We start from the raw sequence: 15,482 nt of genomic DNA, 5'->3' as shown, positions 1-15,482 counted from the left end.
CTGCGATGCTATGGAGAAAAGGATTTAGCGCTGAGGATAGGGCTATTCTCTAAACTGCTTTGCGGATGAGAAAGCCATAAACGGAATGGTATACATGATCAGAGCATTAAATCCCAGACGATATGAAGAATTATTGCGGCTACGATCCCAGATCTTATGCGCACATAGCCCAGGATCAATGCGCTAAATAGATGGCTGATGTTTGATTTTAAATTAACTAGTTCCAGTTCTTTGGCGTTAAAAAAATGTGAAATGGCAAAAAGAAAGGCACTGATATAGAAAACAATTCCGAAATGTTTCTGCCAGAAACGTTCCAGCTGCTCAGTAAATTTTTTGGTTATTAAATAAAATATAGGGAAAGAGGCGACTGCGATCAAAGAAGAAACCAGCAGGCCTTCATTTTCTAGCAGCATATTTCTGAAATATAGTTTTTTGATGATGATGAACAGGAAGCCAGCCAGGGAGATGGAAAGGTACCAGGGATTGAATTTAGTGAGAGATAAGCGGTAAACGATTTCTTCAAATACACCTGCAAAGAGCGCAATAAAAATAGAGGTATTAATTAAGGTGCTATTTAATATTTTGGGATCCGGATTGCCGAATAAAAGATGTAGCAGCAGCCCTGTGATAATTACCAGGATTACTTTAAGGATAAAGATGTAGAATGCGCTGAGCGACTTCTCCAGCAGGCTGCCTTCCTTGTGGTCGATAGCCGGAGCTAAAAGAAAGCTAAAGAAATCTTTCCAGGTACGTAGTATATTCATTTCAGATGATTTAAGGCGTTAATTTAAATCTAAAGTACTGTTTAAAATCAAATACTGATCATATATCTACCGTTGCAGGAAGTTATTCGGTTCATTCCGTAAATCTATTAAAGGGCTGATGAGTTCCAGTTAAAGTGCTGTTGACTTTTAGTCGCTCAAGAAATGGATACCAGGGCATCAAATTTTAACCTATTAAAAGCTTACTTGCTTTTAGCAGCTCATACCGGGGTGGAATTTATGAGACATAATGTTGAAGTGTTGAATTGAAATGTTGAAAATATCTATCTGGGAACAGGGTGATTCAAAAAGGCCTGAAACTGTTTCAGGAGCTTGGTTTTGAATGCTAAAACGTAATAGTTTTCTCAGTGCATCCCATTGCTCCTGTAAAATTTATCTATGTCGACTGTAAATGAATTGTTTTTTTTGAATATGTTTACTTCGGGGTAGTTCAGCTATGAACTGGAGTCAGTTAATCTTATTCTTATGAAGCAATGAAACAACATGTACTTTTTGTAGAAGATGAAAGGGATCTTGGTAATGTGGTAAAGCAGTATTTGGAGCTGGTAGGATTTGAAGTGACCTGGTGTTTAAATGCCCAAGATGCGTTGAATATCTATCAGACCACAAAATTTCACATCTTGATCCTTGACATTCAACTGGCAGATTATGATGGTTTTGAGTTGGTAGAAAAGATTAAGTCCCTGAATAAAAATCAGAGTTTTATTTTCGTTACGGCAAGAAATGAAAAGAATGACAGGCTTCGGGGTTTGAAGATTGGCGCTGATGACTACATTGTCAAACCTTTTGATATTGATGAGCTGGTACTCAGAATAAAAAACATCTTAAAAAGGAATGAACCGCTTGAGCTGACTGAAGCGCTGGTGTCTACTGTAAATGAAACTGAGCTGGCCATAGGGGATTTAACTTTTAAAAAGGATTTGTTAAAGTTGTTTTTACCTAATCATTCCGTGATTTCTTTAACCCTTCGCGAAGCTCAGCTGCTGGAATATATGTTTTTACATCAAAACCGCATTTTAAAAAGGGCGGATATTTTGCTGGAGCTCTGGGGGGAGAATGATTATTTTCTGGGCAGAAGCCTGGATGTATTCATTTCCAGATTACGTAAAGCTTTGAATCATTCTTCGGAGGTGAGTATCCAGAATGTATATGGTGTTGGCTATATATTCAGCATTGCGGAACTCTCAAAAAAGTAAGGATGTTATTTCTCTTTTTCTATCGGCATGGTAATACAAAATGTACTATACTGGTTTGGTTCACTGCTTAAATTTAATTCCCAGTTGTGCGCTTCTACGGTTTGTTTGACATAAAACAGGCCTAATCCTAATCCACGTGTCTTCACTCCATTTTTACCACGGTAAAATTTGTCGAATATAGATTTCATGAGCTTTTTGTTCATGCCTACTCCATTATCCCGGATGCAGAGTGTTAAGCTTTGGCCATGGGTTATCAGCTCCAGCTTAATTTCTTTGGCGTCTTTCGTGTTATATTTCAGCGCATTGTCGAAAATATTATAAAGCATGGTGGTCAGTAAAAACCTGTTCAATAACACCAAAGCATGAATATCTTCAAAGTTGTAACTGATAGTTACATTTTCGGTGATTTTAAGTTTATAGTCGTTGATGAGTTCTTCTAAAAGAGAAGCCATGTCATAAAGTTCTCTTTCTATCTCATTCTTATTCATCTGGCTAATGTCCAGCGCCTGATTAATCAGGGTTTGAAGTCGCTGTGTTTGCCTTTTGATGACTTCTGTGAGTGGATAAACCTTGGCAGGATCAGCAATAATTTCCTTGTTCTGAATACTGGAGTTGGCGACTAAAATTGTAGCAATAGGCGTGTTAAATTCATGAGTAATGCTATTTAGAAAATCCGTCTTCATATCTGCCAGTTTCTTTTGTCTTAGCCAATTTCTATACGTGAAGTAGTAGATGCTGATGACCAGCAGAATAAAGGAGATGGAGAGCAATAGGGTGAAGGACATTGATTTCAGGATAATCATTTTCCTGTTGTCGTAATCTACATGGATTGCAAAACCCATGTAATAGCTTCTTGGTGTTGGGGAGCTGACCATCAAACCTGCAGTATGATTTTGGTTTGTAGGATTTTGGAGGTTGCCATCTATGGCGATTCCGTATTTGTTTTGAATGTTTAGGGCCAGGTAAGCAAGCTTTTCTTTTTCTGGTTTGTACAATGAAATGTAATTGACACCATTAAAGGTAATGGCAAGGTCATTCATGACCAATAGATATTTTAGATCCCGATCCAGGTTATCCTTTGTTAAAATCGCAGTAAAGACACTGTCCATGTTGCTGTTTAAGCGGAGATTCCGGACGATACTGTCGCAAACCCTTTCTTTAAGGCGTTCAAAAGCAGCAGGATTATGGTAATAAGTATCTTCCATCGCTTGCATATTCCTGTAAATGACGGAATCTACAATTTTCTGTCCCCCAGGATATAACTTGTCATTACGAACCACTTCTTTGTAGCTATTCTCGATAGAGCGGCTTTCCTTTAATATATATTGCTTGTCTTTTAATTTATAGGTAGTATAAATCAGATTGAATTGTAAATAAGAAAGGATAACCAGACTAATCAGCGCAATTATCTTGTGCGTTCGAGGGGATGCTTGTATTTTATTAAGGGTCATTAACGCTAAAATAATCGTTTTATCACAACAAATGATTTTAAAATAAACATTAACATTTCATTAAGATTTCCTTAACAACTTCAAGATGCGGCAAAGCCTATTTTTATTGAAATGTTTTTATTTAAAGATTTTCCTAAAACCTTTTAACAGTATCCAGGAGAAGAAAATGAAACAATTAATGACCAATTCAATAACAAACTAAAAACCAATTAACCAAATTTGTATGGACTTATTAAAATTGCCCAGGAAAGCATCACCAGTGCTTTTCCTAGTCGCCGCATTATGTTCAGGCTGTGAAAAGCAGGACTATCCAAAAACCGAATTATTTACCTGGAAGGCGAAGGTAGATGTGACCTCAAAAGGTAAACTGAGTGTGAACATAGAAAACAGAGATGGGATTGATAGTGGTGAAGGTTCGAAGAAAGTGGTGGATGATGATGTCAATTCGAAATTCTTAATCTTTTCTTATGCGCCTAATTTCTACATGCAGCTGGAGTTTCCTCAAGCTCAGCAAGTGGCTTCTTACTCACTAACTTCTGGAGGGGATGCTCCTTTGAGAGATCCAAAGAACTGGACATTTAACGGATCTAATGACGGCAGCACCTGGACGGTATTGGATACCAGGACAAATGAAGCTTTTGCTGGACGTGTACAAACCAGATTCTTCAGTTTCAAAAACCTTAACGCGTACAAGTATTACCGCATTAGTATTACTTCAATTGGCTCTGGCGATTTATTTCAGCTGGGTGAATGGAGAGTGATAGAAGTTCCCGAAGATCAACAGTAAAAAGATCAAAAACCAACAAACAAATTAGATACAATCAAATTGATTATGAGAAAAAAATTACGAATGTTAATTGGAAGAGAGCTGCTATCGAGGGATATTGCCCTTCGGGTGCTGGCCTTTTCTGTAGCTGCAGGAACTTGCAGCACTGCCTCAGCATCGGTACCTGCAATTAAAGCAGATACGTTTGTCACCACAGTACAGCCAAATGCGGACATTACGATCCGTGGTATTATAAAGGATGAAAAAGGATTGCCATTACCAGGTGCCGGTATCAGGGTTAAAGGAACCACTACTACTGCTGCTGCTGATGTGAATGGTGCTTTTACGATCAGCATACCAAATGAAAATGCAGTCTTAATTATAAGTTATGTAAGTTATGAAACTCAGGAAGTTGCTGTCGGAAAGCAAACGGCTTTAACTATTGAGATGAAACCAAAAAGTGGCGAAGACCTGAAAGAGATCGCTATTGTAGGTTTTGGTACACAGAAGAAAGAAAGTCTGGTAGGGGCACAATCGTCGGTAAGAGTAGAAGATTTAAAGCAGCCGGTATCCAGCTTAAGTCAGATGTTGGCGGGTCGTATTCCAGGTGTAATTAATGTGAGCAGAAATGGAGAGCCTGGTGCTACAGGTTCAGATATTTTTATCCGTGGTATTACTTCACAATCGGCCGGTGACAGAAGTCCTTTGATCATCATAGATGGGGTGCCGGGTAGAAACCTAAATGACATCAGTGTATATGACGTAGAGAACTTTACTGTGCTTAAAGATGCTGCGGCGACTGCGGTATATGGTATTCGTGGTGCAAACGGGGTCATCCTGATCAATACCAAGCAGGGTAAAACGGGTGTACCAACGATCTCTGTAGATTTTTATCAGGGGATCAGCAAGTTTACACGTAAGCCACAGCTGATTGATGGTATCGATTATATGAACCTTGCCAATGAGGCAAAATATACTGAATACCTGAGAGGCGGTGCTGCGGGTGCATTTAATCCTGCTTTTAGTCTGGATGCGATTCAAAAAACAGCCAGTGGTGCTGATCCAATCCTGTATCCAAATGTAAATTGGTTTGATGCCATTTACAATGATTTCGGACAAAACAGAACAGCTACTGCCAATTTATCTGGTGGGGTAAGTAATGCGAGGTATTATGTGTCTTTAGGTTATTACGGCGAAAGCGGATTGTTTAAAACCAGTGATGCAGACAATAAGAAAATCAACCAAAGTTATGACCGTTTTAATGTAAGTACCAATTTAAACTGGGACATTACGGGAACCACTAAGATGGATCTGGGCGTAAAAGGGGTGTTGTCACAAACTAACTTCCCAAGTAACTTTAATGCACAGGATATTTTTAGTCAGGCTTTCCTGATCAATCCAACTTCATTTCCAATCTTATATCCAAACGGAAGCTTGCCAGGAATTAGTCCGCAGGCCGATCAGCGTAACCCTTATGGTGACATCACCAGAAATGGATATCGCATTGGATATACTACTCAGCTGTATTCCAACCTTCGTTTAACCCAGGATTTAAAAGCGATTACCCCTGGTTTGTCTATGACAGGAATGTTCTCATTCGATGTTAAAAACGATAACCGCATCAACAGGATTAAAAGAGAATCCTTGTACAGAATTAACCCTAATGATCCTTACAATACCCCTAACGACCCAAGTTCAGGTTATAAATATGGCTTGGTATTACAAGGGCAGGATTTCTTAAACTATGCCAATACCAATTCTGGAGACAAGAAAGTATATGCTGAAATAGGGATCAATTACAATCGTACTTTTGGTAAACATGCGGTAAGTGGTTTGGTACTTTACAATCAGAATGATAATAGTAATCCATTTGCCGGTAATTTAACACTTTCTATACCTTACAGGTTGCAGGGTGTGGCTACACGTGCTACTTATGCTTATGATAACAAGTATTTTGCAGAGTTTAACCTGGGTTATAATGGTTCAGAGAATTTTGCGCCTAGTAAACGTTACGGTGCATTTCCAGCATTTGGTGTAGGCTGGTTGGTGTCTAATGAGCCTTTCTTTGAGAAGTTGAAAAACACTTTCCAGATGGTGAAGTTCCGTTATTCTGATGGTATCGTAGGATCTGGAGGAAGTACGGCAAATTATGCAGATAATGAAGCAGATCGTTTCTTCTACCTGACCAAAATCAGCAATACAGATATTCCCGGTTATACTTTTGGACAGACCGGGCAGAACAGCTTTGGCGGTTTAGCGATTACTGCTTATGGCGTGGATGTTACCTGGGCAGAGACGCGCAAGCAGGATTTAGGTTTCGAGTTGAAGACCTTAAATAACAACCTTTCCCTAATTGTAGATGTGTACAAAGAACACAGAACAGGGACATTTATCAGCCGTGGTGTAGTGCCAAACTATATCGGACTTGCCAATACCCCACTGGGTAACCTTGGTGAAGTGAAAAATAAAGGTATTGACGGTACAATAGAGTACAATGCGCAATTCAGCCAGGATTTGTCTATCAATTTCAGAGCGAATTATACTTACAACAAGGATAAGGTGATTGAAAATGATCAGGCACCTAAAGCTTATCCATGGATGGAGCAAAGAGGATATAACATCTTAGCAGCGACTCGTTTTGGGTTTATTGCAGAGAAATTATTCGATACTCAGGCAGAAATTGATGCCAGTCCGAAACAATTTGGTACCCTAATGCCAGGTGATATTAAGTACAAGGATTTGAATGGTGATGGTGAAATCAACGATTTTGATAAGACCATCATCGGAAGAGGTGATATGCCAACGACCACTTATGGTTTTGGTTTCTCTCTAAGCTACAAGAATTTTGATTTTGGTGCCTTTTTCCAAGGACAAAGCAATGCGGATATCTTAATTGACATTCCTTCATTTGCTAACTCTGGAGGACAGGGAAATATGCTGGCAGTGGCTACAGACCGATGGACGGTAGCTAACCCAAGTCAGAATGTTACTTATCCTAGATTATCTTACAACACCAACAACAACAATTATCAGTCGAGCACCTGGTGGAAACGTGATGTGAGCTTCCTGAGATTGAAAAATGTTGATTTGGGATACACCCTTAAAGAAGGAATTAAGTCCATCGGTGTGAAACGTCTAAGAATTTATGCAACGGGTTATAACGTGTATACTTTCAGCAAGTTTAAGTTATGGGATCCAGAACTGTTGACCAGTAATGGTACCCGTTATCCGCTGACTTCAAATTATTCTCTGGGTTTCACCGCTAATTTTTAAACATAATGAAAAGAATATTTATATATACAACAGCCTTTCTGCTAATTGCCGGAAATTACGGTTGTAAAAAATTTTTAGACCAGGTACCTGATGACCGATTGACTTTTACGCAGGCTTTTGAAAAGAAAGCGACTGTAGAGCAGGCCCTGGCAAATGTGTATTCGACTTTGCCAAGTCAGAATCAGGATCGTTTCCCAAGTCAGACAGGTAATATTGGTCCATGGACGGCCGCTTCTGATGAAGCGGATTATACACTGGCCAATTTCTCTGAAAACGTAAATACCGGTGCATGGGATGCCACAAGAGGTGAAGTGAATTACCACTGGCAGAATTTCTACAAAGGGATACAGGCAGCCAGTACTTTCATGGCGAATGTAAACAGATGTACAGACTGTAACCTTGGTGGAATTGATTTTGTGGGTCGTTATTTCAACGAGGCGAGAGCGTTAAGGGCGATTTATTACTATCATTTAGTCCGTATATACGGTCCGGTTGTTTTATTAGGCAACGAACCGATACCTTCTGATGCGCCATTGGCTGCAATCAGTAAACCTCGTAATTCATTTGATGAATGTATCGACTATATTGTAGCTGAGCTGGATGCGGCAACTGCTGGGCTTCCACCTATCCCTCAATCATCTGAAGATTATGGACATGTAAATGGATCAGTTGCCCAGGCTTATAAAATAAAAGCATTGCTTAGTGCAGCAAGACCTTTGTTTAATGGCAATGCTGACTATGCCAATCTTAAAAATCAAGATGGTAAACAATTGATCAATCAAACCAGCAGTCCTGCGAAATGGACAAGACTGGCTACTGCTGCCAGAGAATTCTTAAACAATGCGAATTACTCAGGTTACAGTTTATATTCGGTCAGCAGCACGCCAACCGGAGTTCCAAATACGGCATTCAACAGGGCTTTCCTGGCTAGTAGAGATGTAGTCTTGAATGGCTGGAATTCTGAAATGATCTTTGGAAGAGCAGGAGATGTGACCAATTATCAATATTCATTAGCGCCAAATCATAATGGGGCTTCCGGAGGTGATAAAGGTGGCTCATTCCTGTCTGTTTCTCAGCAAATGGTGGATGCATTTTTTACTGTAAATGGATTGTCTATTAACAGCGATCCAAGTTATAAGGCTACTGGTTTCTCTGACTATCAGGCACCAGATCCGAATGACCAGAATGCGGTTCGTTTGATCAGCAATATGTATGTGAACCGTGAACCGCGTTTTTATGCGAATATCACGTATACAGGTCGTAAATGGATTAATCCGCAATCTAATATCATTACTAATTTCACCAATACCGGAAATGCTGGTAAAGCTGGTATTGCGAATTCCGATTATACCAAAACAGGCTATACTTCAAGAAAACACCTGACAGTGGCAGGATGGACGAGCAGTCGTACTTTATTCTCAGTGATTCGTTTGGCAGAAATTTATCTGGATTATGCAGAGGCCTTGCAGGAGTCAGACCCTACAAATCCTGACCTGTTACTTTATCTGAACAGGATTCGTGAACGTGCAGGTATCCCTGTATACGGTACTGGTGGACTACCTGTTCCAACTGATATGAGAGCTGCGATCGGTAAGGAAAGAAGGGTAGAGCTTGCTTTTGAACTGGATCGTTATTTCTATACCAGAGAATGGAAAATTGCAGAAACTACCGATAATATTATTCGTGGATTAGACATCACGAAGGATAGCCCGGCATTCTATACTGTGGTGACCACTGAAAACAGAGTATTCCAAAAAAGACATTATTTGTGGCCTATCCCAAATGGTGAAATACAGAAAGTACCCCAAATTGTACAAAACACAGGTTGGTAAATGAAGGCAGTATTAACATCGGGCGGGGCATGATCGTCCGGTGTTATTTATTGCCTGTTAAATTAAATTTTATGAAGAATAGCGTGTATACAGTAATTTTTTTAGCCGGTTTAAGTGTTGGATGTAATTCCAAAAAAGAAATCATAAAACCCATCCCACCAGCCCCTCCAATTGCAGAAGCTCAGGATCCGCCAGGTGCACCACCTAAAACATGGAAAGAACATTGGTTTGATCATGTTCAGGTTGTAAACCGGGTGTATTATGATAGCAATGTGGCGGTGTACTATGATGGCGATGTGAAAGGAACGATTACCTGGCCATTTCAATACATGGCTGAGGCCTGGGATTATACCAAAAAGACTTATGGGAATTTTGGTGATGATGGTCGTTTGTTTGTGATTTATCATGCAGGAAAATATGGCGGTGGTCATCCTTCCACTTATATGGATGCCAGTCATGATTATCGCAATGTGACCGATTGCGGTTCTGGGGATTTCAATGCATGGATGTCGGGTAAAGAGAATGACATTGACATTTCTACGCATGAGATCGGACATATTGTTGAAGGTGCTGTAAAAGGGGTGAAAGGTTCACCAGCATGGGACATCTGGCATGATAGTAAATGGATGGAAATCTATCAATATGATGTGTATCTGGGCTTGAACAGAACTGATGATGCCAAACGCTGGTATAACCTGATGATTAACACTACTGATACTTATCCTAGAGCCGGAACAAAATGGTTTAAAGACTGGTTCTTCCCCATCTATGATCAGTTTGGTAAAACACGCGTGCTGAATGGCTTTTTCAGCAAGTTAGCGGAGCATTTTCCAAAACATCAGATCGTTGTTAACGGGAAACAATATATGGAGTACGACCGTAGAATGAACTTCGGTGAGTTTATCCATTTCTGGAGCGGTGCTGCAGGAGCTAATCTTGAAAACCAGGCTTTGATTGCATTTGGAGATAAAGATGAAAAAGGAAATGATTGGAAGGCGCAATTGGTAAAGGCTAAAATCGATTTTCCAGGTATTACCTATTAATAAACGAAGGCAATCTTGTTAAGGTTGCTTTTTCTATGCGATAAACACACACAAATAAACTAATTGATATGTTGAAATTTTCATGCCTTATGGCGCCCCTTTTTTGCGTGCTGGTTGCGCATTCTTCCTGTAATAAAGGAACGACATCAAATCATAACACCGTAGATCCAATCACAACAACTAAAGAGCAGGATGTGACGGCATCAGGTACAATTACGGTAAGCACTGAGAATACATCAGGTGCGAATGGAAAAGAAGGTTCTTCGAAGTTAGTAGACAATATCACTACGACGAAATTCCTGACTTATTCTTTTGATGCTGCTTCCTATATGCAGCTGTCTTTTCCAAAAGAACAAGTGATTGCTGCATATACGCTTACTTCTGGAGATGATGCTCAGGAAAGAGATCCCCGCGACTGGAAAATAACGGCGTCAAATGATGGCACAAACTGGGTTCAACTGGATACCAGACAATATGAAGCTTTTGGTTTTAGAACGCAGACGAAGCGTTTTAACTTTAAAAATACGAAAGGTTATAAGCATTACCGTTTGAATGTTAGCGGGACTTCGCAAAACAGAACAGGTGCAAACGTTTTGTTTCAACTTGCAGAGTGGCGCTTATTGGAGGTTCCAGAAAAAGAACAAACCGTAACTCCAGCATCAGCGACCGTAGAAACAATCAAAGAAGGTAAATATACGCTTACTTATGTAGACCGCAATACCGATGTCCTGCCATCGGTGAAAGCAGGACTGATTGATGCTTTCAAAAAGAACTATGGTAAATCCGTGGATACCTATAATCCAAATGCGTTGACCAGTATTACCTTTATTATGGATCCTGATTATAAAGGCGTTGCTGCAACCTATGGAGGTGGCGTAGTGCGTTATGACCCTGCTTATTTTAAAGCTAATCCTTTGGATTTAGATGTAGCCACTCATGAGATGATGCACATCGTGCAGGCTTATTCTGGTGGTGCACCAGGATGGGTTACTGAAGGTTTAGCAGATTATGAACGCAACCGTATTGGCCTCAGCAATGCTACTGCTAAATGGAGTTTGCCTAATTATCAAGCCGGACAAAACTATACGGATGCTTATAGAATCACTGCACGTTTCTTTGTTTGGCTGGAAATCAGAAACCCTGGACTCATGGTTAAATTGAATACCGCAGCACGCACAGGTACCTATAACAATGGTGCTTTCTGGCAATTAGAAACAGGTAAAAATGTAGATCAGCTCTGGAGCGATTACACACAAAATCCTGCTTTATAATATAAGCTATACCTTCCGTTGTATTGAAGTCCATGCAACGGAAGGTTATTGTTAAGTAATTCCAGGGGATCGACATCAAATCTGTACATCATCTAATCTGTAAATTTCCAATTCTGGCCAGTTATTACAAGATTGATCGTACTTTAGGTGTTAGAAAAGAATGATTGGCTCCTGTCAGGGTTCTTTAATAGATCATAAAATGAGAAAAGTCCCGATAGTATTGCTGCTGTTACCCCTTAGTTTATTATTTTCAATAGTATTTCTTGCCGGATGTAATCCTTTTCCTAAAAAGGATACCCATCCTGAAGTGCCTTTGCTGGCTGATCTTTTAAAAGACAGCGCTAAGTTTAAACAGATTGCAGGCACTGATCACCTTTCTGAATTGGCTTTCCTAAAGGACGACAGGATATTATTGAAGCCGGGCAATAGCGATCTCCCTTTTAAAATTATAGACATTTCTGGAAAGCTGCTCATTGAGCAGTATTTTGATTGGAAATTACCATTTTACCTGGATCAGTTAGGAAACCTATACTTCAATCAGGAAAAATATGAGTATCCAGACTATAAAAAGCATGGGCCATTTAAAACAGTAGTTTTTAAAGACAGTATTGATAAAAGGTCTGAGGTGTTGGGTTCCCGGTTTGCCGACAGTGTAAAGTTTAAAATGCTGGATGACTATGAAGTTAAATTACTGCAGCCCTATGGATTGAAGCCCTGTGAGTATCAGATTGTGAACAGAGAAAGGTGTGATGTTTTTGAAATCAGGAACAATGTTTTACTCGTCAGGCAGGAGGAACGCTATAAGAATGATTTTGTTAAACTACCGGTTGAGGCGAGGCGCTTCGATGAGGACGTATTGATTCGCTGGAAAAATGGAAGGATGGCTTCTCCTGTTTATCTGGCCTATTATCAGGTTGGTCAGTATAAGTTTAAATGTGACGATATGACTTTACCCAAGGTCATTCAGCTAAAGGGGCAGAACTATTTATTCAGCTATGCTACAGGAATTTATTTAATCAAATAACCTTAGGGAAGGCTTTTTTAAGAAACAGACGATGTTAGAAACACCAGCATCGTCTGTTTTTTTGCGATTATTTTAGAATCTGCTCTTTAATATAATTGCAGCTTTGAGTGATGGAACCGATCATATCCGGCTTATAATTCGACTCGTGTTCTACAAAAAAATATTTCATTCCGGAAAGCTTTGCCTGTTTGAAAATAGCCTTGTAATCGATAGTTCCCGAACCCACTTCCGCATTTAAGGTATGATCCGCTTTGTCCATGTCTTTAATATGCCACATCACATATCTGCCAGGATTGGCTTTAAAAAGATCGGAAGGCTGAAGGCCTGAACGGATCACCCAATAGATATCGAGTTCAAAATTAACTAGCTTTTTATCGGTGTTTTTCAGGAGGATATCCCACCCAGTTTCATTACCGTATTTGATAAACTCAAAATCATGGTTGTGGTAAGCCAGTTTTAGTCCGGCATTTTTGCACAGCTGACCTGCATAGTTCAGTCTTTTAGCGATGGTTTTATAATCTTCGGCACTATTTCTTCTATTTGGCTCTATCCATGGAATGGTGACATATTTTAGCCCTAGAATTTTAGCGGCATCAATTGCGGCTTTAAGTTCAGCGGTGTTTCCATCCTCAAAGTATGGCGTCATATTAAAATGCCCACTGATGGGTTTGAGCTGGTATTCTTCAAGTATTTTTTTGATTTCTATTGGTTTCAATCCCCAGAACTGGTTCTTGATATTAAAACCATAAAGCTCCACCTGAGTGTAGCCGGCTTGTGCAACCTTTTGCAAAGTTCCCTTAACATCTTTGGGCAGGAGTTCACGAAGAGAATACAGTTGTAGGCCTACATCTTTTTTCTTTTGAGCGTTTGCGGTCAATGCCGCTGTGAAGAGCAGGATCCCAGCGAGCAGTACTCCTAATCGATTTTTCTGTGATTTAAACATATAGTTTTTTTAAGTTTTAAATAGGAAGGGGTACCGGGTACACAACAATCAACATTTAGCCCCGGCCCCCTTGATCCTAACCAAAATTTCTTATCAGCCTTTGGCTAGTTATTTTGCTGATTTACTGCAGCATTGATGAATTTGTCTGTTCATGTGCTGCGTTCCTTTCTGTTGGTTTATAAATTATTGTTTTTCATTTCCTTCACTGCATAATCACATGCTCTGGCGGTTAGTGCCATAAATGTTAAGGAAGGGTTTTGGCTCGCGATAGATGGCATGCAGGAACCATCGGTTACAAATACATTGCTCACCTCATGCATCTGGTTCCATTTATTTAGCACAGAAGTTTTAGGGTCCTTACCCATTCTTGCTGTTCCCATTTCATGGATAGCCATACCTGGATAGCACTCGTCATCAAAGGTACGCACGTTTTTCATGCCTGAGGCCTCCAGCATTTCTGCTGCATCATTGATCATATCTTTGCGCATCTTTTTCTCGTTCTCCTTGTATTCGCAGTCGATGGCCAATACTGGCTGTCCCCATTTGTCTTTTTTGGAATGATCGATGTATACTTTGTTTTCATAGTAAGGTAACATCTCTCCAAAGCCACTCAGACCAATAGACCAGTTGCCGGGGCTGGTTAATTTTTGCTTCAGGTCTGTTCCAAATGATAATTCTGCGACATCATTTTGCCAATTGTCCCGATTTGCTCCTCCCTGATACCCAAATCCACGCAAGTAATCTCTCTTGTCCTTACCTACATTTTGATAGCGGGGGATATAGATTCCGTTTGCCCTGCGTCCATAAGTATAGGTGTTTTCAAATCCGGCTGCTTCTCCTGAGGCCCCGCATCTGAAATGATGGTCCATCAGGTTGTGACCAAGCTGTCCGCTGCCATTTCCCAGACCGTTTGGATGGGCTTCAGAAGTAGAGTTGAGCAGGATAAAGGTGGAGCCCAGGGTTGAACCATTTACAAAAACTATTCTTGCATAAAATTCCATAGTTTCCTGCGTTTGTGCATCGATCACCATCACTCCTTTTGCTTTCTTAGTGTCTTTATCATAGATAATATGATTGACAATCGAATAAGGCCTTAAAGTCAGGTTATTAGTGGCAACGGCAGCAGGCAGGGTGGAAGACTGGGTACTAAAATATGCACCAAATGGGCAGCCACGACTGCAAAGGTCACGATACTGGCAATTGCCTCTTCCTTTATGTGGAACAGTCAGGTTCGCCACTCGGCCAATCATCATGATCCGTTCCCTATTATATTTATCTTCTATTCTCTTTTTTACCGTTTTTTCTACGATGTTCAGGTCCATTGGAGGCAAGAAACTTCCATCAGGACATAGCGGCCAGTTCTCTTTTGATCCACTGATTCCTGCGAACTTTTCCGCATAGTCATACCATGGAGCGAGGTCATTGTATCGGATTGGCCAATCTGCCCCATATCCATCCTTGGCATTGTCTTCAAAATTTGCTTCACCAAAGCGGTAACTTTGTCGGCCCCACATCAGGGATTTTCCGCCAACATGATAGCCTCTGTACCAATCAAACCTTTTGTCTTCTGTATAAGGGCATTCTAGATCGTTTACCCACCATTTTGCATTTGCTTCCTGATATGGATAGTCTCTTTTTTGTACCGGATGTGTTCTTTTTTGCTCTTCGGTTAGTCTGCCTGCATGTTCGAACTCCCAGGGGTTCTTCATAGCGGTATCGTAATCTTTAATGTGCTCGATATTTTCCCCGCGTTCGAGCATGAGCACACGAAGTCCCTTCTCCGTTAATTCTTTTGCAGCCCATCCGCCACTAATCCCTGAGCCTACTACAATTGCATCGTAAGTATTTTCAGCCTTTAAATTTGTATTTATATTCATGAGGTGTGGTTAGTTGTTTTGATA

General features: G+C 40.3%; 11 protein-coding genes. 7 read left to right on the top strand and 4 right to left on the bottom strand.

Annotation, left to right across the window (positions count from 1 at the left end):
- Window positions 1–98: 98 nt before the first annotated feature.
- On the bottom strand, window positions 99–764 hold the full coding sequence (locus AQ505_RS19990) for a CPBP family glutamic-type intramembrane protease (RefSeq protein ID WP_062549808.1): 666 nt from the start codon (window positions 762–764) through the stop codon (window positions 99–101).
- Between the two features lie 491 nt (window positions 765–1,255).
- Between AQ505_RS19990 and AQ505_RS19985 the strand changes: the two genes are divergently transcribed.
- A complete protein-coding gene (locus AQ505_RS19985; protein ID WP_062549807.1) occupies window positions 1,256–1,978 on the top strand; it encodes a response regulator transcription factor in 723 nt (240 codons plus the stop codon).
- 5 nt (window positions 1,979–1,983) lie between these two features.
- Here AQ505_RS19985 and AQ505_RS19980 read toward each other — a convergent pair whose 3' ends face one another.
- Window positions 1,984–3,429, bottom strand: a complete 1,446-nt coding sequence (locus AQ505_RS19980; protein WP_062549806.1) for a sensor histidine kinase — start codon at window positions 3,427–3,429, stop codon at window positions 1,984–1,986.
- Window positions 3,430–3,652: 223 nt separating this feature from the next.
- On the opposite strand from AQ505_RS19980, the gene AQ505_RS19975 reads away from it, so the two are divergent.
- The 6 genes from AQ505_RS19975 to AQ505_RS19950 all read left to right on the top strand — a co-directional run bounded on the left by AQ505_RS19975 (window position 3,653) and on the right by AQ505_RS19950 (window position 12,638).
- Complete coding sequence (locus tag AQ505_RS19975; protein WP_062549805.1) at window positions 3,653–4,216, top strand: discoidin domain-containing protein; 564 nt, start codon at window positions 3,653–3,655, stop codon at window positions 4,214–4,216.
- Window positions 4,217–4,261: 45 nt separating this feature from the next.
- Window positions 4,262–7,468: a SusC/RagA family TonB-linked outer membrane protein gene (locus tag AQ505_RS19970; protein WP_062549804.1), complete on the top strand. Its 3,207-nt coding sequence runs from the start codon at window positions 4,262–4,264 to the stop codon at window positions 7,466–7,468.
- 5 nt (window positions 7,469–7,473) lie between these two features.
- A complete protein-coding gene (locus AQ505_RS19965) occupies window positions 7,474–9,300 on the top strand; it encodes a RagB/SusD family nutrient uptake outer membrane protein (RefSeq protein WP_062549803.1) in 1,827 nt (608 codons plus the stop codon).
- Between the two features lie 71 nt (window positions 9,301–9,371).
- Complete coding sequence (locus AQ505_RS19960; protein ID WP_062551129.1) at window positions 9,372–10,343, top strand: hypothetical protein; 972 nt, start codon at window positions 9,372–9,374, stop codon at window positions 10,341–10,343.
- Between the two features lie 89 nt (window positions 10,344–10,432).
- Window positions 10,433–11,614, top strand: coding sequence for a basic secretory protein-like protein (locus AQ505_RS19955; RefSeq protein WP_062549802.1), 1,182 nt, complete (start codon window positions 10,433–10,435; stop codon window positions 11,612–11,614).
- Window positions 11,615–11,813: 199 nt separating this feature from the next.
- Window positions 11,814–12,638, top strand: a complete 825-nt coding sequence (locus AQ505_RS19950; RefSeq protein WP_157262485.1) for a hypothetical protein — start codon at window positions 11,814–11,816, stop codon at window positions 12,636–12,638.
- 67 nt (window positions 12,639–12,705) lie between these two features.
- Here AQ505_RS19950 and AQ505_RS19945 read toward each other — a convergent pair whose 3' ends face one another.
- Window positions 12,706–13,581, bottom strand: coding sequence for a sugar phosphate isomerase/epimerase family protein (locus tag AQ505_RS19945; protein ID WP_062549800.1), 876 nt, complete (start codon window positions 13,579–13,581; stop codon window positions 12,706–12,708).
- Between the two features lie 176 nt (window positions 13,582–13,757).
- The gene (locus tag AQ505_RS19940; protein WP_062549799.1) at window positions 13,758–15,458 is read right to left on the bottom strand and encodes a GMC oxidoreductase; all 1,701 of its coding nucleotides are present in this window, start codon (window positions 15,456–15,458) and stop codon (window positions 13,758–13,760) included.
- Window positions 15,459–15,482 lie beyond the last annotated feature (24 nt).

The sequence above is a fragment of the Pedobacter sp. PACM 27299 genome, from assembly GCF_001412655.1.
Lineage (GTDB): Bacteria > Bacteroidota > Bacteroidia > Sphingobacteriales > Sphingobacteriaceae > Pedobacter.
This window is presented reverse-complemented; position numbering and strand designations above follow the sequence as displayed.

Coding starts and splice junctions, on each gene's coding strand:
- AQ505_RS19965 (WP_062549803.1), top strand. CDS start 7,474: ATGAAAAGAATATTTATATATACAACAGCCTTTCTGCTAATTGCCGGA.
- AQ505_RS19985 (WP_062549807.1), top strand. CDS start 1,256: ATGAAACAACATGTACTTTTTGTAGAAGATGAAAGGGATCTTGGTAAT.
- AQ505_RS19955 (WP_062549802.1), top strand. CDS start 10,433: ATGGCGCCCCTTTTTTGCGTGCTGGTTGCGCATTCTTCCTGTAATAAA.
- AQ505_RS19970 (WP_062549804.1), top strand. CDS start 4,262: ATGAGAAAAAAATTACGAATGTTAATTGGAAGAGAGCTGCTATCGAGG.
- AQ505_RS19975 (WP_062549805.1), top strand. CDS start 3,653: ATGGACTTATTAAAATTGCCCAGGAAAGCATCACCAGTGCTTTTCCTA.
- AQ505_RS19950 (WP_157262485.1), top strand. CDS start 11,814: ATGAGAAAAGTCCCGATAGTATTGCTGCTGTTACCCCTTAGTTTATTA.
- AQ505_RS19960 (WP_062551129.1), top strand. CDS start 9,372: ATGAAGAATAGCGTGTATACAGTAATTTTTTTAGCCGGTTTAAGTGTT.
- AQ505_RS19940 (WP_062549799.1), bottom strand. CDS start 15,458: ATGAATATAAATACAAATTTAAAGGCTGAAAATACTTACGATGCAATT.
- AQ505_RS19990 (WP_062549808.1), bottom strand. CDS start 764: ATGAATATACTACGTACCTGGAAAGATTTCTTTAGCTTTCTTTTAGCT.
- AQ505_RS19945 (WP_062549800.1), bottom strand. CDS start 13,581: ATGTTTAAATCACAGAAAAATCGATTAGGAGTACTGCTCGCTGGGATC.
- AQ505_RS19980 (WP_062549806.1), bottom strand. CDS start 3,429: ATGACCCTTAATAAAATACAAGCATCCCCTCGAACGCACAAGATAATT.